At 61.1% G+C, this 19,530-nt stretch carries 18 protein-coding genes and 1 tRNA gene; 4 read left to right on the top strand and 15 right to left on the bottom strand.

Annotated elements, in window-relative coordinates; translation table 11 throughout:
- Nucleotides 1-24 precede the first annotated feature (24 nt).
- Both I6E81_RS02655 and I6E81_RS02660 read right to left on the bottom strand, forming a co-directional pair.
- Nucleotides 25-2,574, bottom strand: a complete 2,550-nt coding sequence (locus tag I6E81_RS02655; protein WP_197105863.1) for an RNA helicase — start codon at nt 2,572-2,574, stop codon at nt 25-27.
- A gap of 38 nt (nt 2,575-2,612) precedes the next feature.
- Nucleotides 2,613-3,506 carry an EamA family transporter gene (locus I6E81_RS02660; RefSeq protein ID WP_197105864.1) on the bottom strand — a complete coding sequence of 298 codons (894 nt, stop codon included), beginning with the start codon at nt 3,504-3,506 and terminating at the stop codon, nt 2,613-2,615.
- 69 nt (nt 3,507-3,575) lie between these two features.
- On the opposite strand from I6E81_RS02660, the gene I6E81_RS02665 reads away from it, so the two are divergent.
- The 4 genes from I6E81_RS02665 (at nt 3,576) to I6E81_RS02680 (ending at nt 7,064) form a co-directional block, all read left to right on the top strand.
- Nucleotides 3,576-5,054, top strand: a complete 1,479-nt coding sequence (locus I6E81_RS02665) for an SDR family oxidoreductase (protein WP_197105865.1) — start codon at nt 3,576-3,578, stop codon at nt 5,052-5,054.
- Nucleotides 5,048-5,287, top strand: a complete 240-nt coding sequence (locus I6E81_RS02670) for a hypothetical protein (protein ID WP_197105866.1) — start codon at nt 5,048-5,050, stop codon at nt 5,285-5,287. Before I6E81_RS02665 ends, I6E81_RS02670 begins: the two co-directional genes overlap by 7 nt.
- 73 nt (nt 5,288-5,360) lie before the next feature.
- Complete coding sequence (locus tag I6E81_RS14460; protein WP_197105867.1) at nt 5,361-5,855, top strand: cation:proton antiporter regulatory subunit; 495 nt, start codon at nt 5,361-5,363, stop codon at nt 5,853-5,855.
- 9 nt (nt 5,856-5,864) lie between these two features.
- On the top strand, nt 5,865-7,064 hold the full coding sequence (locus tag I6E81_RS02680) for a cation:proton antiporter (protein WP_197105868.1): 1,200 nt from the start codon (nt 5,865-5,867) through the stop codon (nt 7,062-7,064).
- Nucleotides 7,065-7,104: 40 nt separating this feature from the next.
- Here the strand turns inward: I6E81_RS02680 and I6E81_RS02685 are convergent, their stop codons facing one another.
- The 13 genes from I6E81_RS02685 to obgE form a co-directional block, all read right to left on the bottom strand.
- On the bottom strand, nt 7,105-8,169 hold the full coding sequence (locus I6E81_RS02685) for a hypothetical protein (RefSeq protein WP_197105869.1): 1,065 nt from the start codon (nt 8,167-8,169) through the stop codon (nt 7,105-7,107).
- 45 nt (nt 8,170-8,214) lie between these two features.
- Nucleotides 8,215-9,639 (bottom strand): DUF2130 domain-containing protein, encoded by a 1,425-nt coding sequence (locus I6E81_RS02690; RefSeq protein WP_255528999.1) that lies wholly within the window; start codon nt 9,637-9,639, stop codon nt 8,215-8,217.
- 173 nt (nt 9,640-9,812) lie between these two features.
- A tRNA-Ala gene (locus I6E81_RS02695) sits at nt 9,813-9,889 on the bottom strand.
- Between the two features lie 199 nt (nt 9,890-10,088).
- Nucleotides 10,089-10,916 carry a MetQ/NlpA family ABC transporter substrate-binding protein gene (locus tag I6E81_RS02700; protein ID WP_197105870.1) on the bottom strand — a complete coding sequence of 276 codons (828 nt, stop codon included), beginning with the start codon at nt 10,914-10,916 and terminating at the stop codon, nt 10,089-10,091.
- Between the two features lie 72 nt (nt 10,917-10,988).
- Nucleotides 10,989-11,690, bottom strand: coding sequence for a methionine ABC transporter permease (locus I6E81_RS02705; RefSeq protein ID WP_197105871.1), 702 nt, complete (start codon nt 11,688-11,690; stop codon nt 10,989-10,991).
- Nucleotides 11,687-12,676, bottom strand: coding sequence for a methionine ABC transporter ATP-binding protein (locus I6E81_RS02710; protein ID WP_197105872.1), 990 nt, complete (start codon nt 12,674-12,676; stop codon nt 11,687-11,689). The genes I6E81_RS02705 and I6E81_RS02710 overlap by 4 nt, the downstream gene beginning before the upstream one ends.
- Before the next feature lie 119 nt (nt 12,677-12,795).
- Nucleotides 12,796-13,188 carry a ribosome silencing factor gene (gene rsfS, locus I6E81_RS02715; RefSeq protein ID WP_197105873.1) on the bottom strand — a complete coding sequence of 131 codons (393 nt, stop codon included), beginning with the start codon at nt 13,186-13,188 and terminating at the stop codon, nt 12,796-12,798.
- A gap of 42 nt (nt 13,189-13,230) precedes the next feature.
- A complete protein-coding gene (locus tag I6E81_RS02720; RefSeq protein WP_197105874.1) occupies nt 13,231-14,982 on the bottom strand; it encodes a hypothetical protein in 1,752 nt (583 codons plus the stop codon).
- Nucleotides 14,982-15,584, bottom strand: a complete 603-nt coding sequence (nadD, locus tag I6E81_RS02725) for a nicotinate-nucleotide adenylyltransferase (protein ID WP_197105875.1) — start codon at nt 15,582-15,584, stop codon at nt 14,982-14,984. The genes I6E81_RS02720 and nadD overlap by 1 nt, the downstream gene beginning before the upstream one ends.
- Nucleotides 15,585-15,593: 9 nt before the next feature.
- Entirely contained in the window at nt 15,594-15,788 is a 195-nt protein-coding gene (locus I6E81_RS02730; RefSeq protein WP_197105876.1) for a hypothetical protein, read from the bottom strand.
- Nucleotides 15,789-15,818: 30 nt separating this feature from the next.
- A complete protein-coding gene (locus tag I6E81_RS02735) occupies nt 15,819-17,087 on the bottom strand; it encodes a glutamate-5-semialdehyde dehydrogenase (protein WP_197105877.1) in 1,269 nt (422 codons plus the stop codon).
- 77 nt (nt 17,088-17,164) lie between these two features.
- Complete coding sequence (proB, locus tag I6E81_RS02740) at nt 17,165-17,962, bottom strand: glutamate 5-kinase (protein WP_307784084.1); 798 nt, start codon at nt 17,960-17,962, stop codon at nt 17,165-17,167.
- Nucleotides 17,955-19,499, bottom strand: a complete 1,545-nt coding sequence (gene obgE / locus I6E81_RS02745; RefSeq protein ID WP_197105878.1) for a GTPase ObgE — start codon at nt 19,497-19,499, stop codon at nt 17,955-17,957. The genes proB and obgE overlap by 8 nt, the downstream gene beginning before the upstream one ends.
- Between the last annotated feature and the right edge of the window lie 31 nt (nt 19,500-19,530).

Here is a 19,530-nt window from a genome sequence, read left to right on the forward strand (position 1 = left end):
GGGCGCGAATATGCCGAGCCGCGGCTAATCAAGGCGAGTGAATCCCGTCACGCGAACCACAGCAATACCCTCAACGGCAGATTCGGCGAGGTCAACCGTCGCCGTAATCGCCCAGTCGTGGTTGCCCGCGGGGTCTTCAATGATCTGACGCACGTGCCACTGGCCCGGCTCCTCGGTGATGGCGATCATGGCGGGGCCGCGCGCGTCGCCCGCCACCGAGAGGGTGTCGTGCTCGTCGAAGTAGCGGTCGAGTGCCTGACCCCAGGCCTCCTCATCGAAGCCGGCTGCGGCATCCAGCTCGCCAAGAGCGACCGCATCGTCGCGGGCCGCCAGCTGCACACGGCGGAACATTTCGTTGCGCACGAGCACCCGGAAGGCCCGACCATTCGTGACAACGGATGCCGGGGTCGGCGGCAGCACGGGCTCGCCGCTGGTGGCGGAGTCGACCCCCGCTGTCATGGCTTCCCACTCGTCGATGAGGCTCGAGTCGACCTGGCGCACCAGTTCGCCGAGCCACTCGATGAGGTCGAGAAGTTCGTCGGTTTTGGCGTCATCCGGAATCGTTTGACGTGTTGCTCGGTAGGCATCGGACAGATAGCGCAGCACCAGACCTTCGCTGCGCGCAAGACCGTAGAAGCCAACAAAGTCGGCGAAGGTCATGGCTCGTTCGTAGAGGTCGCGCACGACAGTCTTGGGGCTGAGTTCGAAGTCGCCGATCCAGGGCTGGCTCGCGCTGTACATGTCGAACGCCGCCGTGAGCAACTCTTCGAGCGGCTTGGGCCAGGTGACTTCTTCGAGCAGTTCCATGCGCTGGTCATACTCGATGCCTTCGGCCTTCATCGCCGCGACGGCTTCACCCCGGGCCATGAACTGCTGCTGCGACAGAATCGGTCGCGGGTTATCGAGCGTTGCTTCGAGTACCGAAATCATGTCCAGCGCATACGTGGGTGATTCCTTGTCGAGCAGGTCGAAGGATGCCACGGCAAACGGCGAGAGGGGTTGGTTGAGAGCGAAGTTCGCCTGCAGGTCGACGGTCAGTCGAATCTCAATACGTTCGTCGAAGCTCTCGACTTCTTCGCCATCCACGATCATGGTGTCGGAGACGCGGTGTTCTTCGACAATCTCGGCGGTGCGCAGGGTGCGGTAGATCGCCAGCGCTTGCTTCGCCAGTTCACGTTGCTTGGTGCGGGGTTCGTGGTTGTCTTCTACGAGAGTGCGCACGTTCGAGAACACATCTCCCCCGCGGGCGATCACGTTAAGGATCATGGCGTGGTTCATGCGCATGTTGCTCGTGAGCTGTTCCGGCTCGGCCGCGATCATGCGGTTGAAGCTCGCTTCGCTCCAGGTCACGAACCCGTCGGGAGCCTTCTTACGCACGAGCTTGCGCAGCTTCTTGGGGTCGTCCCCCGCTTTGGCCACCATCTTGGCGTTGTCAGATTCGTGCTCGGGGGCTTGAGCGACCACTGTTCCGGCGGTGTCGAAGCCGGCACGGCCCGCTCGGCCCGCGATCTGGTGGAATTCGCGCGCGGTGAGCTGGCGCATCCGCGTTCCGTCGTACTTCGTGAGTTGGGTGAGCAGAACGGTGCGGATGGGCACGTTGATGCCGACACCCAGAGTGTCGGTTCCGCAAATGACGCGCAGCAGTCCGCGCTGAGCCAGTTGTTCGACGAGGCGACGGTACTTGGGCAGCATGCCGGCATGGTGCACACCGATGCCCGAGCGGATGAGGCGTGACAGCGTCTTACCGAACACCGTCGTGAAGCGGAAGTCACCAATGGCATCAGCGATCTCGTCGCGTTGCTCGCGTGTCACGACCTTGAGGCTCGTCATCGCTTGGGCACGTTCCAACGCAGCGGCCTGCGAGAAATGAACAATGTAGATCGGGGCTTGGCCCGTCGAGAGAAGATCTTCGACCGTCTCGTGAATCGGGGTGAGCGCCCACGAGTAGTGCAGAGGAACGGGGCGTTCCACACCCGTGATGAGGCTCGTCTCGCGGCCGGTGCGGCGGCTGAGGTCATCCGCCAACGGCTGCATGTCGCCGAGTGTGGCCGACATCAACACGAACTGCACCTTCGGCAAGATCAGCAGCGGCACCTGCCACGCCCAGCCGCGATCGGGGTCGGCATAGAAATGGAACTCATCCATCACCACCTGGTCGACCCGGGCATCCGCGCCTTCACGCAGCGCAAGATTGGCGAGGATCTCTGCCGTGCAGCAAATGATGGGTGCATCGGCATTGACGGATGAATCGCCGGTGACCATGCCGACGTTTTCGGCACCGAAGACCTCGACGAGCGCGAAGAACTTCTCACTCACCAGCGCCTTGATCGGGGCCGTGTAAAACGTGCGTTGGCCCTGGGCCAGCGCGATGGCGTGCGCGGCAATAGCGACGAGAGACTTGCCCGTGCCCGTGGGGGTTGAGAGGATCACGTTCGCGCCCGAGACGAGTTCGATGACGGCTTCATCCTGCGCGGGATAGAGAGTCAACCCGCGATCGGATGCCCACCCGACGAAAGCGTCATAGGTTGCGTCTGCGTCAAAGGGCGTCGGAAGCGCATCCAGAAGTGAGGCCATTGTTCCACCGTAGCCGGGTCAGCAACCCTCTGAGCACGCTAGCTGAGCGCGAGCATCACCGAAGCGACGAGGGCGAGCAGCATTCCGAGAAGCTGAATACGGCTGACCTTCTCGTGCAGCGTGAAGCGTGCGAGCACAATCGTGGCGAGCGGATACAGGCTCACGAGCACTGAAACAACCGCCAAGCTTCCCGCCTGAAGCGCAAAAAGAATGAACGCATTGGATGCCCCAACGAGCACACCACCGGCGGCGGCAAGAATGCGCGCCCGGCTCACGCTCACGACGGGCCCGCCCTCGGGCTGGTGATCGAACTGGGCGAAGAAGCCACGCAGCGGAGCACTCACCCGGGTGAAAGCAAGCAGCAGGAGCATCACGGCAAGGCCAACCACAATCTCGACGACCACGGTAGCGAGTCCCGCGGATTCTGGCGCATGGTCAAGCGCAATGAGGGCACCACCGAGACTGACCCCGGACACAATGCTGACCACGACGGTGCGGGGGCGAACCCGCGCAGCAGAATCTGAGCGAGTGACCGACACCAGAAGAGCACTGACGAGCGCGAGCACTATGGCGATCCACGCTTGCGCCGGGAGTTGTTCGCCAGCAATAACCGCAAACGCGACCGGCACCACCGCGCCTACAACCGCAATCAATGGCGCGACCAAGCTCATCGGGCCATCCGCGAGGGCAGCGTAGAAGGTGAGCAACCCCACGATGGCGGCCACGCCGGAGACTCCGCCCCAGAGCAGGGCACCCGGCTCGAAGCTCACGGGAACGAAGAGCATCGCAATCAGGAGAGAGACGGTGGCGAAGACGTGGATGATCGTGGTTGCGGGCACCACCTGCAAGCGTCGAGTGCTCAAGCCTCCGAAGAAGTCTGAGACACCGTAAAACACGGAGCCGGCGAGGGCGAGCACGACGCTGAGGATCATTCCGCCAGCATACGGCTCGTACGCTCCCGTACGAGCCAAACGGGGCTGCCGGCGCGGGTAGAATTGGGTGTGCTTAATTCCAGCGATCTCCCCGAACATGACCCCGCCGTTGTGGATCCGGGTGAGCTTGAAACCACGCTCAAGGTGCTCAGCCAGATGGCCGGCATGGACGAGGAGCACCCCGACTTCGTGACGGTGCGCCGCGCTACCGCCGCCATGTTCAAGGCCGTCAAGAAGGAGCGTCGTCTTGAGAAGCGCGCCGCGATCGCCGATGCCGACCGCGAGGTGATTGCGGCAACAGCCACGGGCGCTGCCGACCGCATCGATGACGAGACTCGCGGCATCCCGATTTCAACGAATACTGAAGCGCCGACGGCGGGCGAGCTGATCAAGGCGCGCCCCTGCTACATCTGCAAGCAGCCGTATACGACCGTTGACTCGTTTTACCACCAGCTCTGCCCTAGCTGTGCAGCGTTTAACCACGCCAAGCGTGACGCCCGCACCGATCTCACGGGCAAGCGTGCCCTGCTCACGGGCGGCCGCGCCAAGATCGGCATGTACATCGCGTTGCGTTTGCTGCGGGATGGCGCGCACACGACGATCACGACCCGCTTTCCGCGGGATGCCGTTCGTCGCTTCTCGAGCTTGCCCGATTCGGCAGACTGGCTGCACCGGCTCCGTGTTGTCGGAATCGACCTCCGCGATCCCGCTCAAGTGATCGGGCTCGCCGAGTCGGTTGCGGCCCAGGGTCCGCTCGACATTCTCATCAACAATGCGACTCAGACGGTGCGCCGCTCCCCCGGTGCCTACCAGTCGCTCGTCGACGGCGAGCTGGCACCGCTGCCCGATGGCCCGTTGCCCGAGCTCACGACCTTTGGCCACACGAACGACCCGCATCCGCAGGCGCTCGCGCAGTCCGTGTCGGCTCACCCGATTTTGGCTGCAGCAGCGACGCGGGCGGAAGAACTTACCGAGCAAGCGATGACCGCTGGCTCGAGTTCGCTTGAGCGCCTCGCTGCGGGCACGGCGATTGATGCTGGCGGGCTCGTTCCCGACCTCGACTCGATCAACTCGTGGACCCAGCATGTCGACCAGGTTGACCCGCTCGAGATGCTCGAAGTGCAGCTCGCGAACACCACAGCGCCGTTCGTGCTGATCTCAATGCTGCGTCCCTCGATGGCAGCCTCCACTGCTCGACGCAAATACATTGTGAATGTGTCGGCAATGGAAGGCGTGTTCGGTCGCGGTTACAAGGGGCCGGGGCATCCGCACACCAACATGGCGAAGGCAGCCGTGAACATGCTCACCCGCACAAGCTCGCGCGAAATGTTTGAGAGCGACGGCATTCTGATGACGAGCGTCGACACCGGTTGGATTACGGATGAGCGCCCCCACCCGACCAAGGTGCGGTTGGCAGAAGAGGGCTTTCATGCGCCGCTCGACCTCGTCGATGGTGCGGCCCGGGTCTATGACCCGATCGTGCGCGGCGAAGACGGCGAAGATCTCTTTGGCATCTTCTTGAAGGACTACGACAAGAGCTCATGGTGACCCCGGCCGAGTTTCTGAAGGCGACCGCGAGCGGTACGCGGGTTGTCGTGCGTCATCTGATTGAGGATGGCCGCGCCACTGACTCCCTCGGCTACTTTCATCTCGCCGACGACACCCACTGCGTGGTTGCGACCAATCGCGGTCTCGAGACGATTGAATTGGCGAAAGTAATCGCCGCCAAAGAGATCCCGCCACCTCCGGCACCCCGCCCCCGGGCAGGGTCTCCCGAATAGTAGGGGATCAGCGTAATGAGGCGTAGGATTCTCGCTGGACTATTGGCCACTAGTGAATTGGTAAGTTGGAACCGTGGGCGTAAGAATCGAACGAATTGACCTTCCCGGTTTTGGTGTGCGTAATGACGTCATCACCACGTCAGGATGCCGCGTCAGCGTAGTTTCGCTGCGATCAGGAGAACGCGATCTCGCTTTCTTCAACGCGGATGACCCTGACTCGAACGCGGCGTCAATCTCGTTGAGCGATGATGAAGCATCTGCCATCGCCGAAGTTCTCGGGTCGTCGCTCACGCTCAGCCGCCTGTCTGCACTCGGCGAGAAGGCCGAGGGGCTCTTCACCGAAGAGATCTCGCTGCCCAATGGCTCCGGCTTCGTCGGCCACCCCATGGGCGCCATGAAAGCCCGCACCCTCACGAGTGCCTCCATCGTTGCCATCGTGCGTGGCAGCGATGTTGTCGCGTCGCCCGGCCCCGAGGTCGTGTTCGAGTCTGGTGACGTCATCGTTGCTGTCGGTACTCGCAAGGGTCTCGACGCCCTCGGCAAGCTCATCAATAACGGCCCCAGCTAAGAGCTGCGTATGCATGAGACGACGCAGCTACTCATCGAGGTTGGCGCTCTCCTGCTCGTGCTCAGTGTGCTCGGCAGAGTTGCCGCACGCTTTGGGTTTTCGGCGATCCCTCTTTACCTTCTCGCCGGTCTCGCCGTCGGTGAGGGTGGTCTCCTTCCGTTGCAAGCCAGCGAAGAATTCTTCGAAGTCGGATCACAAATTGGCGTGATTCTGCTGCTCGCCATGCTCGGCCTTGAATACTCAGCCGAAGAACTCATGTCGAACCTCAAGACCTCGCGGCTTTCGGGAATTCTGGATGGCGTCTTCAACGCTATTCCCGGTGCCCTGTTTGCGATTCTGTTGGGCTGGGAACCGGCCGCCGTCGTTGCTCTCGCCGGAGTGACCTGGGTGTCATCATCCGGAGTTATCGCCAAAGTCGTACGCGATCTTGGGCGTCTCGGTAACCGCGAGACGCCGGTAATTCTGTCGATCCTGGTGATGGAAGACCTCGCCATGGCCTTCTACCTGCCGGTGCTTTCGGCTCTTGTCATCGGCGCTGGTCTCATGCAGGGTGCCATCACGGTGGCGATCGCTGTTGCTGTTGTCGTCACCATCCTCTACGTAGCGCTGCGCCACGGACGCTTCCTGTCACGGCTGCTCCCCGACAAGAATGCGGAAGCACTCCTGCTCGGCGTTGTCGGGCTTACGATGCTCGTCGCCGGCCTCGCCGAAGGAGTGAACGTTTCAGCGGCGGTTGGTGCGTTCCTCGTTGGCATCGCCATCTCCGGGCCCGTCGCGCATCAGTCCGCCCAGCTCATCACTCCCCTGCGCGACCTCTTCGCTGCCGTCTTCTTCGTGTTCTTTGGGATCTCAACATCACCGGCAGACATCATCCCGGTGCTGCTTCCTGCGTTCGCTCTGGCCGTGCTCACCATCGGCACAAAAGCGTTCTCGGGCTACCGGGCCGCGAAGCGCGCCGGAATTGCGGCGCCCGGTCGCTGGCGCACCGGATTGGCTCTCACGCCGCGTGGAGAGTTCTCCATCGTGATCGCGGGGCTCGCGGTCGGTGCCGGCATCGAACCGATGCTCGCCCCTCTCGCCACCGCCTACGTGCTCATGACAATCATCGCCGGGCCCCTGCTCGCTCGCATTCCCGACACCGCGTGGTTCAAGGCGCGGGTGCGCAAACCAGCCGCTTCGGCGCCCACGACGCCGGTAGCGACCGCCTAATTCCCATTTACCGGCACGCTTTAGTTCGTAGCTATGAGAATCAGAATTCTGTCACGACAATAATCAGAAACGGATAGATGATTAACCCGACCATCACGATCACTCCCGGAATAGAAACGCTTCCAATGAGGCGGCGACCACCTGACGCAACGCTGCGCGGGCGCAACGACTCCTGGCGTGGATCCCGGTAGCGCTTCGTCTGACTGATGGCCTTCGCGGCAACCACATCGACGATCGCTAAGAGCTGTCGATGCAGTTCCGGCTTCCTCAAATCGAATTCTTCGGAAGGGTAGACGAACAGCCAGTTGTCGACAATCTCGACATCGAAACTTGCGGACCGGTCGATGAGAAGCGCCATCAGGTCCGGCGTGAAAATATAGAGGGCGTCTCGCTCGTATCCGACTGGACAATATAGCGTGAAGTACTTATCGAAGTCACCCTCGAGACTCAAAATTTGATCTTTGGCTAGAGGGCGAAGCGCGCTAAACATGATGAGGGAGTTGTTCCGACGGGCGTCAAGCACTATGTGAGGCAGTGAAGTCTCGAGCTTGATGGCCAGGTAACCACCGCCACTGCTGCTGCTTTTATGAGAGCTTTGCGCGTCGAGCCGGGTCATGTTGCCGTATTCGAACGACTCTCCCTGGCTGGGGCGCAAATACTCCCTCAGCGTTACCGAAATACCTCCGCCGAATCGCAGCCCAGGACGGAGTGGATCGCTGCCAGCGACATCGAAGATAAGCCCGTTCGCCGATGCAAACCGGCGCAGGCGGTACCGCTTCGCGTCAGTTAACCCTTCGATCAGGACGTTGCGAAACGCCATTAGTGCGCGCACGTACCCAAAGGCTAAGAGCGCGATGATCGGTCCTAAAACTACGAATGGCCGCCAGCTCAGAGTTTCCCATTGCGATTCGCCCGCTACGAACAGGACGGCCATCCCTACGAAAAATGCCGACAGAAGCACTACCAGAACGCCGACGAGGGCCGCAACCACACCCCAGGCGCCGCGATCGAATTTATGAGATTCCGGCGCCTCAGCGGTGGATCTCTTGAGGTCTGCTCGATCGATCCGCTCTGTCAACGCGATGTAGTCGATCGTCTGCCCCATGCCATAAGAGTAGCGGTCGAGACTCAACTAATCGCGCTGAAGGGATTACTCCGCACTCGGAGCGGCTTGGCCTTCCAAGTCGGAGAACTTCTCGGCCATTGTCGGGTTGCCGCGCGTCAGCTTCTTGATAGTTACGTCTTGAGCCTTGTCGTTGGCAAGCCGCAGGTTGCGGTTGGTGCCGAGCAGCGCATCCTTGGTCTTCTGCAGGTGATCGATCGACTTGTCGATCTCATCGATCGCAGTCTGGAACTTGCGGGATGCCAGATCAAAGTTGCGCGCGAAGCCCGACTTGAAGGAGTCCAACTCTTCTTCGAAGTTCGTGACGTCGATGCTCTGCGCCTTCACCAGAGCGAGCTCGTTCTTGTACGTGAGTGAGTTGAGCGCCGCGTTGCGGAGCACCGTGATGATCGGGATAAAGAACTGAGGGCGAACGACGTACATCTTCGGGTAGCGGTGGGAGACATCCACGATGCCCGAGTTATAGAGCTCACTCTCGGGCTCAAGCAACGAGACCAGCACCGCGTACTCACAGCCCTTATCGTTGCGATCCTTGTCGAGTTCTTTCAAGAAGTCTTCGTTGCGTTTCTTGGTCGCGGTCGTGTCGGCTTCGTTCTTCATTTCGAACATGATCGACACGATTTCGGTGCCCGATTCATCCGCTTCTTTGAAAATGTAGTCGCCCTTGCTGCCACTGCGAGCGTCATTGTCTTTCTCGAAGTACGCGCGCGGAAATGCGGTAGCTCGAATCTGGTTGAACGTGGTCTCACAGTGGATCTCGAGCGTCTCACCGATCATCTTGGTCGACAGCCGCGCTTTCATGTCGCGCAGTCGCTCAATCGCATCGTCGCGATCCTTGATCTGGGTCTCGTACTTGTCTTTCATCGACGTCTCGGCGAGCTTCTTCTCCAGCTCCACCCGCTCGAGGGTGCCCTTGAGCCCGTCGCGCTCCTTCTCCACGGCGCCTACCGCGGCAGAAAGCGCCAGCTGCTGCTCCGAGCCCGCTGCCTGAAGCTTCGACTTCAGCAACTGAATTTCGGCTTCCTTCTCGGCTGTCGCCTTCTGCAGCTCATTGACCCGCTTGGCCTCGGCGAGATCGGTCGCAGCCTGGCGCTCTCGCTGAGTCTTCTCAAGCTCATTCGCGAGAGAATCGCGCTCGGTCTGCACAGCACTCAATGCTTCAGACACCGCGAGCTTCTGGGCAACAGCGCCCGCATCCAGCTGCGCCTTCAACTCCTGAATGGCGGCATCCTTCTTCGATGCCTCCGCCTGCAACTCGCGCGCGACCTTCGCCTCGGCTAGCTCGATCTCGGCCTTCTTCGTTGCCTCGGCCGATTCCAGTCGCTCGTGCAGTTCACTCTCGAACTCGCGGTCGCGAATCTGCTTCACGATGTCGGCATAGCCTGCCTCATCTATCGTGAACGCTTTGCCACAGTGAGGGCAGGTAACTTCGTGCATCGGCGCGTAATCCATTCGTCTCAACGTTCAGATGGATGCACGCCGGCTGCGGTTACTTCGCGCGACGCTCTCCAGATCGTTCTCGCTCAGGCTAACGGCTGCGCGGATGCCGTGGGAGTTGCCGCACTGCATCAGGCGCCGGGCGGGAACAAAAAAAGCCCCGCAATCTTTACGATTGCGGGGCTAGATGGTGGATCCAAGGGGATTCGAACCCCTGACCCCCTGCATGCCATGCAGGTGCGCTACCGGGCTGCGCCATGGACCCATCTGTTTTGTTTTCTTTCGAAAACGCAACTTGTCAAGATTACTACACGCTTGGCGCATCCAGAACCATCTGAGCGATTCCCAGCCAATTGTCTCTGAAAATTGTGGGGAAAGAGTGAAGGGCGGCCAGCATCCCGATGGATGCTGGCCGCCCTTCTCACCATGAAGTGCCGCTTACGCTAGGCGCATTTGGCCTCTGGCTAGGAAACGGGGATAACGAGTCCGTTGTAGAAGTCGTTGATGTACGCCTTCGTTTCGTCCGAGGTCAGCAGCTCGTAGAGCGTGGTGACGCGAGGGTCACTCGTGAGCTCATCGCGGGTGGCGAGCACGTTGTAGTACACGCTCGAGGTGCCCTCGGTGACCAGCTGCAGGTCACCCGAGAGGCCAGCAGCGCCGGCGTAGTTGAAGTTCACGATCGCCGCGTCCTGGTCATCGAGAGCCGACGGCAGGCTTGCTGCGTCAATCTCGATGAAGTTGTAGTCGTTGGGGTTCGCGGTGATGTCCGACACGGTCGACGGGGCATCCGTGGTCTCAATGAGTCCGGCTTCCGCAAGCAACAGAAGCGCACGGCCCTCGTTGCTGGCATCGTTCGGCAGGGCGATCTTGGCGCCATCCGGCAGATCAGCGAGCTCGTCAACGGTCTTCGAGTACAGCGCCAGCGGCGGGAGGTACACCTGGCCAACAACGGCGAGGGTGTCACCCGTGTTCTCGTTGTACAGGTCGAGGAACGGTGCGTGCTGGAACAGGTTGACGTCGAGGCTGCCCTCGCTCAGCGCAGGGTTGGGCGTGGTGTAGTCGGTGAACTCAACGATGTCGAGTTCAAGGCCAGCAGCCTCAGCCTGTCCGCTGTCGATAACGAACTGAACGATCTCGCCAGCCGGTGTCGCCGTGGCGCCGACGGTCAATGAACCGAGAGTGCCATCAGTCGGAGCGGCCTCTTCGGCGGGAGCCGAGCATCCGGCCAGAGTGAGAGCGAGCACGCCAGCGGCGGCAACGGTCGAGAGTGAGAAGAATTTGGAGCGTGACATTACTAATCCTTTGGTGAAGGGTCAAACAGATGGGATAAAAGAGAACTACGTGGGGGTAAGCCGCCGACCGCGTCAGCGGTGAGACATTCGGTTGGCCAGGCGCGCGCCGACCACTTGAACGATCTGCACAATCGCCACCAACACGATGATGACCGCCACAATGTGGATGACGCTGTAGCGCTGGTGACCGTAGCGAATAGCAACATCACCCAGACCTCCACCACCAATCGCGCCCACAATGGCGGAGTAGTTCACAATCGACACCACTGTCGTTGTAAAGCCACGGATGAGGCCAGGAACAGCCTCAGGAATGATTACCTTCAATACCAGCTGCCAGCGAGTCGCTCCCAGCGAATGGCCCGCTTCAACGAGCCCTTCGTTTACTTCGCGCAACGAGATTTCGACGATGCGGGCGTAGAACGGGATCGCCGCCACGGTCAGCGGCACAATCGCGGCCGTAACACCAAACGCCGAGCCGAGAAGAAGCCGGGTGAAAGGAATGAGCGCGATCATCAAAATGATGAACGGGATGGAGCGCCCCAGGTTCACGACCGTCTGGGTGACCGCGTTAATGATGCGGCCGGCGACAATGCTGCCGAACGGACGCTCGAGGATGCCGCCGCGGTCGGTGACGACCAGAAGCGTTCCGAGCGCCAGCCCGATCACGAGTGTGATGAGCATCGTGACGCCCACTTGGTACAGGGTCTCCCCCGTTGCTTTCAGGAGCGTTTCGAACAGCTGCGACCAGAAGCCGGGAGCAGTGGAATCAATCATCGTCCGCTCCTCACAATCTCAACAACGAGGCCCTGAGCGCGCAGGTCATCAATCGCAGCAGTGTGCTGCTCGATGGTGCCGGGTAGTTCAAGGCGCGTGCGACCCGACTGTGCGCCTCCGATAGTTTCCATCGCAGCGCCGAGCAGACCAACATCGAGGTGATGGGTTCTAGCCAGCTGGGCCACGACAGGGCGCTCAGAAGACAGGCCCACGAACGTGACGTCGATAACGGTGGAGGTTCCTTCGGGCAATTCGCCAAGCGGAAAGAGCCCACGAGCCAGCTGCGAGCCCGGTTGGCTCAGCAAATCGACCAAACGGCCATGTTCGAGAATGCGGCCACCGCTCATGAGTGCTGCAGAATCGCAGATGCTTTTGACAACATCCATCTCATGCGTGATGAGCAAAATGGTGAGCCCCAGCTCTTTGTTGAGGCTGCGCAGCAACTGCAGGATCGAGTCGGTGGTTTCGGGGTCGAGTGCGCTGGTCGCTTCATCGCTGAGCAACACCCGGGGGCGGGATGCCAACGCCCGGGCGATACCGACGCGCTGCTTCTGACCGCCCGAGAGCTGAGCCGGGTACTGCTGAGCTTTGTGCTCAAGGCCAACAAGTTCGAGGATCTCATTGGTGCGTGCGGTGCGCTGACGACGCTCAACGCCCACAATTTCAAGAGCGAGTTCAACGTTTCCGCGAACGGTGCGGCTATCGAGCAGGTTGAACTGCTGGAAGACCATGCCGATCTCGCGACGGGCCTGAAGCAGTTCGCGGTCGCTGAGCGCGGTGAGTTCGCGGTCAGCAACGGTGACCGTTCCCGAGTCGGGACGCTCAAGAAGATTGACCGTCCGGATGAGCGTGCTCTTGCCCGCACCGCTCTGGCCGATAACTCCGAAGATCTCGCCGCTCGCGACGGAGAGACTCACGTCATCGAGGGCGCGAACTGGATTCGCGGCATCACCAAAGGTCTTGGTGACGGAAGATAGCGTAATCATGAAACCCCAGTGGGAGAAGGTGACTGGTGAAAGTCGCCCCGGGGTCGAACTGCCCGGCTAAAACAAGCAAACCAGCACGGTGCAACCCACACAAATTGGGTTACGAAGTGTGAAGTTTGTTACTCCGAATCAGCATCAGCGTCTGTTGCCACAGGCGTGATGGTGATCGGGATGACGGGGCAGTCGCTCCAGAGGCGCTCGAGCGAGTAGTAGAGGCGGTCTTCTTCATGGAAGATGTGCGCAACGACGTGGCCGAAGTCGAGCAGGATCCAGCGACCCTCAGCACGGCCTTCGCGACGCAATGGCTTAGCGCCAGCTGCGATCATCTTCTCTTCGATCTCGGAGGCGATCGACTGAACGTTACGTTCGTTGCGACCGGTCGCGAGGAAGAAAATATCGGCATACGGCATGGGACCGGTGACGTCGAGCGCAACCATATCCGTCGCCTGCTTGGCGTCGGCGGCATTCGCGACGATGGAAAGTAGCTCGTTGGCACGAGGAGAAGCAGTCACAGGATCCTTAATCGGAAAAAAGCTGAAGGCAAAGAGTTAAACCTACAACATGTTGAAGGCGAAGGCCGCCACGAGCAGCCCAGCCACGACAACAGCCATCGACGCTGCTGAGATGAGCAGTACCGTCAAAGCACGCGTGCCCTTGGGTTTCTGCGTCTGCGTAACGGACTGGTTGGAGAAGGTGCTGACGGCCTTGACCGCGCGCACGGGCGCCGAATCAGTCGACACCATGTCGCTGTCGTTGAGATCCAGGAGAGAGTCAATGTCGCCCTTGTCGAAGCGGTCAGAAACACCGCTCGCCGAGAGAGTGCTCGGGAGGTCGATTGAGCCGGTGAGCATCGCTTCGCCACTCGAGGTCAGCGGACCACGGATGTCGGTAGCAAACGGAATCGCTGGCAAGACAAGAGCGTTGGTTGCGCTGCTTCCGCTGCCAATGGTGCGCGTGACGATCGCGTTGTTCGTCTCGTCGTCAGCCTTTGCTTGACTGGACCAGTGTCCGATCGAAATACCGGAGGCTGCAATAACTGGCGCCGCAGCGGGAGCTGCCGGAGCTTGTGCGGCAGGAGCTTGAGCAGCAGGAGCAGTCGTGGGCTTCGCAACGGGAGCGATGGGGGGCTTCGTCGTCGCCACTGGTGCCGCTATGTCGCCATCAAGACGTTTGCGCGCGAGCTCATCAAACTCTGCTCGGGCATTGCTCAATGTGGTCTGAGTCGAACCGGTCGTGGTCGACGACGCTTGCGGCTTCGTAGCCGCTGGCGCTGCGTCGAACCCGAGAAGGCCTTCAACGGTGGGACGCGTCGACTGTTCAGGCTTCGCAGTCGTGGCAGTCGAGTCAGACTTCGCACCTTGTTCGGGCGTGGCAGCCGGCATCACCTTGGTGACGGGGTCAGCCGCAACGCTCGCGCTCGGTACGGCAGCACCGCTGGGTGCAGGAAGATCTGCGAGCGGAGACCGTGGAGCTGCGGGAGTTGGCGCGCCCTTGGCTGAACCGTCGGGGTTGGCCAAGAGCGACTCGAAGGCGCTAAGCGCATCCGTGGGAGCCGCAGCGGCCGCTTCTGGAACAACAGCAAGAGGGTCCACCAGTGCTGGCGGCTCAATGTAGACCTGAGCATCAGGCGTGAACGAGAGTTCGTCGGCTGTTCTGGCCGGCTTTGACTCAGCGACGGCAGCAGCGGATGCGGCAGCAGCGAGATCGGCAAGGCTAGGACGTGCTGCGGCAGCTGGTGCCGCGTCTGAAGCCGGCGCCGAAACAGTAGGAGCAACCGGCGGAGTCGAGGCAGCAGGCGCAGGCGCCGACTGAGTAGGTGCAGCAGGTGCAGCAGCTTGTGTCGGCGCGGCCTGAGCCGGTGGAACGACGGGAGCAACGGGAGCAGCAGTCGTGTCGTTGGCGGCTTCTTCGCGAGCACGCAGTTCGCGCAACTCACGGCGCGTCAACTGGCTCACGTCGGCAGCGGCGGAAGCTGCGGGTGCCGCGGCAGGAACAGAAGGCGCAGGCGGTGCGAGAGCGGAATTGTTCTGGCCGCTGACAGCGGGCGGTGGCGCATTCAGATATGAAGCGGCTGCGGCGGGTTGAGAAGCGGCAGGCGGTGCGACAGGGGCCGAAACCGGGGCTGCCGGCGGCGAGGTGGGCGCACTGCGAGGTGTGTGGCTAACGTCAGAAGTGTCGGTGTCGTCGGCTTGCGACGGGAAGGTGGTGAATCCTTCAACTGTGGGCTGCTCGTCGGACGAGTGTGTGCGCTCACTCTGACGCGCCGCACGTCGCGACTGCGGCGGCGGATCGTGAAAAGTGGTCATTAAATACTCCGATATAGGTGGTGCTTGGCGATGTACTGAACGACACCATCCGGAACCAGATACCAGACCGGGTAACCCCGACTGACCCTGTTTCGGCAATCGGTAGATGAGATCGCAAGCGCCGGCACTTCTAACGAGCTTACGCCCTGCTCAGGCAATCCACTAATGGTTAAGGCGTGTCCTGGCCGTGAAACTGCTATGAAATGGGCGAGTGTCCAGACCTCGTCAACGTCCTTCCATTCCATGATCTGAGCCACGGCATCCGCGCCCGTAATGAAGAAAAGGTCGGCGTCAGGATAGGTCTTGCGCATGTCGCGCAGGGTGTCGATCGTGTAGGTCGCACCTTCACGCTCGAGGTCGACCCTGCTGACGTTGAAGCCGGGGTTCGCTGCGGTCGCAATGACCGTCATAAGGTAGCGGTGCTCCCCCGACGTTACGGTGTCCTTCATCCACGGCTTACCCGTGGGAACAAACACAACCTGATCGAGGTCGAACTGAAGCTGAGCTTCACTGGCCGCAACAAGGTGGCCGTTGTGGATGGGATCGAAGGTTCCACCCATGATGCCGATGCGTTCGCGCCGTGGCGCCGTCTCGGCGGTCACAAAAAGGCCTTAGTGGCCTGCGCCGTGAGCGTCGCCAGCCTTCGCCGGCTTAGCCACATGACGGTTCGCAACATCACGGAAGCTCCACGTGACGAAACCGAGGGTGGTCAACACGACCGCTGCAATGAGCGGGAAAGCAAGAGCAGGCAGCACGAGAGGCGCAAGCTCTTCGCTCGACGCAAGAACGTTCAGAAAAATCGACATCAGATCTCCATTCACAAAACCACTAACAGTCTAGCCGCGGACTTGACCGCTGCCGCGCACAACCCACTTGGTACTCGTAAGTTCCGGCAACCCCATGGGGCCTCTCGCGTGCAGCTTCTGGGTCGAGATGCCCACTTCGGCACCGAAACCAAACTCCGCACCGTCGGTAAAGCGGGTGGAGGCATTGACCATGACCACGGCGGAGTCCACTTCTGCAAGGAAACGATCCGCATTCGCGAGATCATTCGTGATGATCGATTCCGTGTGCTTCGTGGAATAGGTATCGATGTGTTCGATCGCAGCATCGAGGTCGGCGACGACCCGCACCGCGACATCCAAACTCAAGTGCTCGACCGACCACGCGTCGACGTCGGCGATCTCTGCCGACGGGAACAGCTCGCGAGTGCGCTCATCGGCATGAATCGTGACGCCCGCCTCGGCCAATCGCGCCAGCACTGCGGGAATCAATCGTTCGGCTGCACGCTCGTGAACAAGCAGCGTCTCGAGAGCGTTGCACACGCTCGGGCGTTGAACTTTCGCGTTGTGCACGATCTCAACCGCGGTGGTCTCGTCGGCAGACTCATCCAAGAAAATGTGAACGATTCCCGCTCCGGTCTCGATCACGGGAACTGTCGACTCAGTAACGACGGCCTGGATCAGCTGAGCGCTTCCGCGCGGAATCAGCACATCGACAAAGCCACGGGCTTGCATCAACGCTTTAGCCCCCTCACGACCAAATTCGTCGACGGTCTGGACGGATGCCGGGTCGATGCCGACGCTCGACAACGCAGACTGAATAACCTCTACGAGCACGCGGTTGGAGTCTTCGGCAGCCGAGCCACCCCGAAGGAGCACAGCGTTACCGCTCTTGAGCGCGAGGGCAGCGATATCGATCGTGACATTGGGCCGAGCTTCGTAGATCGCCCCGATGACGCCAAAAGGCACGCGCGTTTGCGCCACCGAGAGCCCGTTGGGCAGTACTGAGCCGCGCACAACGGTGCCGACCGGATCAGCAAGCTCAACGATTTCGAGCACTGCTGCAGAGAGCTGCGCGATTCGTTCCGGGGTCAACCGAAGTCGGTCTTGGAGCCCCACGGTCATGCCATTGCTGCGACCACGTTCGAGGTCTCGCGCGTTCGCCTCAACAATTCGGTCGGCGTGAGCAACCACACCGGCCGCAATGGCTTCGAGCGCGGCATTCTTCTGCACCGTAGTAACGGTCGCCAGAGTGCGCGATGCGGCACGTGCGGCGTGAAGTTTGTCGTCAATAGAGAGCGCGGTTGCTACTGAATCACCCATGATCAGAGTGTAGCGGCGCTCATCCACCCCACTCGAACGTTACGCGGCGATGACTACAGCGCGAACTACGGCGGCAGCTACAGAGCGGCGGGGTCTGCCTCGAACCAGGTCCCGATCGACTCCCCCGCCAGAGCGGCAGCGACGCTGCCTGTTTCAGCGAGCAATACCGGGATGCCAGCCGCCGCAGCATGCTTGGCAGCAGCAACCTTCGTTCCCGCGCCTCCGGTTCCGACTCCAGCCGCACCGATGTCGCCAAAAGTGACATCGCTGAGGTCATTCGCGAACGACACCACGTCTATGCGCTCAGCTCCAGGCTCAGACGGCGGCTTCGTGTACAGCGCGTCAATGTCCGACAGCAACACGAGCACATCTGCTCGAACCAACACCGAGACGAGCGCAGCAAGGCGATCGTTGTCACCAAAGCGGATCTCGTGGGTTGCGACAGTGTCGTTCTCGTTCACGATGGGCAGGATCTTCAACCCAAGCAACCGTTCGAGCGCGCGCTGAGCATTGCTGTGGTGGGTGGGGTTTTCCATGTCCCCCGCCGTCAACAAGATTTGCGCGGCGACAACGCCGTAGCGGTCGAAGCTCTCTTGGTAGCGGTAGATGAGCACGTTTTGGCCCACGGCAGCCGCGGCTTGTTGGGTCGCGAGATCGGTCGGCCGACCATCCAATTTCAAGAAAGGGATGCCGGTGGCGATTGCGCCGGATGATACAAGAATGACTTCAGAACCGGTGGCATGAGCTGACACGAGAGCATCAACTAGAGCACCGATCTGGCCCACGTTGGCACCGCTCACCGACGAAGAGCCGACTTTGACAACGATGCGGCGCGCACGAGGAATCTCGGCGCGCACGGTGGGCTTGTTAGTCACGATCCTCCGGCTCATCGTCACGCTGAATAGCGAAACCTTCATCGTCTTGCCACACGCCAGCTTCGCGCTCGCCCTCAAGCTCCGCACGTGCAGCGGCCTTGGCATCCATGCGCTCAAGGTAGTTGCGGCGGCGGCTGCGGTTGGTCTCGCGGGGGTTGTCGTCGAGTCGCGGGTCAGTACCACGCGGCGCGACAATCAATTCTGCGGCAGACGACAACGTCGGCTCCCAGTCGAAGACAACGCCTCCGCCGGCACCGATGATGACGGTAGAACCGGGAACGGCGCCCGCCTTGAAGAGATCGTCTTCAACGCCGAGGCGTGCGAGACGGTCAGCGAGGTAGCCCACTGCTTCTTCGTTGGTGAAATCTGTCTGGGCAACCCAACGTTCGGGCTTATCGCCCACCACGCGGTAGATGTTGCCGTACGTGCCACCCTCGACCTTGACCGCGAAGTCTTTCGCGTTCACGGCGCGGGGACGCAAGACAATGCGCTCCTTGGCCGGCTCAGAGATGCGGGCTTCACGGTCGGCGAGCACGAGTGCTGCCAAGGCGAAAGAAAGTTCACGGAGACCGTGGCGGGAGACTGCCGAGACTTCAAAGACGCGGTAACCGCGGCCCTCGAGCTCAGCCTTGACCATGTCAGCAAGTTCGTTGCCCTCAGGAACATCGACCTTGTTGAGGGCGATGATCTGTTCGCGCTCGAGGAGAGGCTTCTGCCCCTCGGGAACGGGATACGCCGCAAGCTCACCAAGAATGACATCGAGGTCAGTGATGGGGTCGCGACCGGGCTCCAACGTTGCACAGTCAAGGACGTGCAACAGAGCAGTACAGCGCTCAACGTGCCGCAGGAACTCGAGGCCGAGCCCCTTGCCTTCGCTGGCACCCTCAATAAGACCGGGAACGTCAGCGATCGTGTAGCGGACCTCGCCAGACTCAACCACACCGAGGTTGGGGTGGAGAGTCGTGAAGGGGTAGTCAGCGATCTTGGGCTTGGCCGCGCTCATGGCGGCGATCAGACTCGACTTTCCCGCGGAGGGATAACCGACGAGTGCGACATCTGCAACAGTCTTGAGTTCAAGGTGAATATCGCCCTCAAAGCCAGGCGTGCCGAGCAGCGCGAATCCGGGAGCCTTGCGCTTCGTGGATGACAGCGCGGCGTTGCCGAGTCCACCCTGACCACCGGGAGCAACGATCAGTCGCATTCCCGGGGCATCCATGTCGATGAGAACTTCGCCTGAAGCATCACGGACCACGGTGCCGACGGGAACAGGAACCAGCAGCTCTGCGCCGGCGGTGCCAGCCTTGTGGTCACCCTGACCGGGCTGACCGTGCTGAGACTTGCGGTGCGGAGAGCGGTGGTAATTAAGAAGTGTCGTTACCTGCGGGTCACTGATGAGAACGATGTCTCCACCGTCACCGCCCTTGCCACCGTCGGGGCCGGCGAGAGGCTTGAACTTCTCGCGCTTGACCGAAACACACCCATTGCCACCATGGCCTGCTAGGAGATGAAGGGTTACCTGGTCGACGAACGATGCCACAATGGTTCCTCCTGTTCTCGTGAGCTAATGA

The sequence above is a fragment of the Salinibacterium sp. NG22 genome (assembly GCF_015864925.1).
Lineage (GTDB): Bacteria > Actinomycetota > Actinomycetes > Actinomycetales > Microbacteriaceae > Rhodoglobus.

What these genes read in the sequence shown, in the direction of transcription:
- I6E81_RS02655 (WP_197105863.1), bottom strand. Translation starts at nt 2,574, where the DNA reads ATGGCCTCACTTCTGGATGCGCTTCCGACGCCCTTTGACGCAGACGCA.
- I6E81_RS02660 (WP_197105864.1), bottom strand. Translation starts at nt 3,506, where the DNA reads ATGATCCTCAGCGTCGTGCTCGCCCTCGCCGGCTCCGTGTTTTACGGT.
- I6E81_RS02670 (WP_197105866.1), top strand. Translation starts at nt 5,048, where the DNA reads ATGGTGACCCCGGCCGAGTTTCTGAAGGCGACCGCGAGCGGTACGCGG.
- I6E81_RS02680 (WP_197105868.1), top strand. Translation starts at nt 5,865, where the DNA reads ATGCATGAGACGACGCAGCTACTCATCGAGGTTGGCGCTCTCCTGCTC.
- I6E81_RS02685 (WP_197105869.1), bottom strand. Translation starts at nt 8,169, where the DNA reads ATGGGGCAGACGATCGACTACATCGCGTTGACAGAGCGGATCGATCGA.
- I6E81_RS02690 (WP_255528999.1), bottom strand. Translation starts at nt 9,639, where the DNA reads ATGGATTACGCGCCGATGCACGAAGTTACCTGCCCTCACTGTGGCAAA.
- I6E81_RS02700 (WP_197105870.1), bottom strand. Translation starts at nt 10,916, where the DNA reads ATGTCACGCTCCAAATTCTTCTCACTCTCGACCGTTGCCGCCGCTGGC.
- I6E81_RS02705 (WP_197105871.1), bottom strand. Translation starts at nt 11,690, where the DNA reads ATGATTGATTCCACTGCTCCCGGCTTCTGGTCGCAGCTGTTCGAAACG.
- I6E81_RS02710 (WP_197105872.1), bottom strand. Translation starts at nt 12,676, where the DNA reads ATGATTACGCTATCTTCCGTCACCAAGACCTTTGGTGATGCCGCGAAT.
- I6E81_RS02720 (WP_197105874.1), bottom strand. Translation starts at nt 14,982, where the DNA reads ATGACCACTTTTCACGATCCGCCGCCGCAGTCGCGACGTGCGGCGCGT.
- I6E81_RS02730 (WP_197105876.1), bottom strand. Translation starts at nt 15,788, where the DNA reads ATGTCGATTTTTCTGAACGTTCTTGCGTCGAGCGAAGAGCTTGCGCCT.
- I6E81_RS02735 (WP_197105877.1), bottom strand. Translation starts at nt 17,087, where the DNA reads ATGGGTGATTCAGTAGCAACCGCGCTCTCTATTGACGACAAACTTCAC.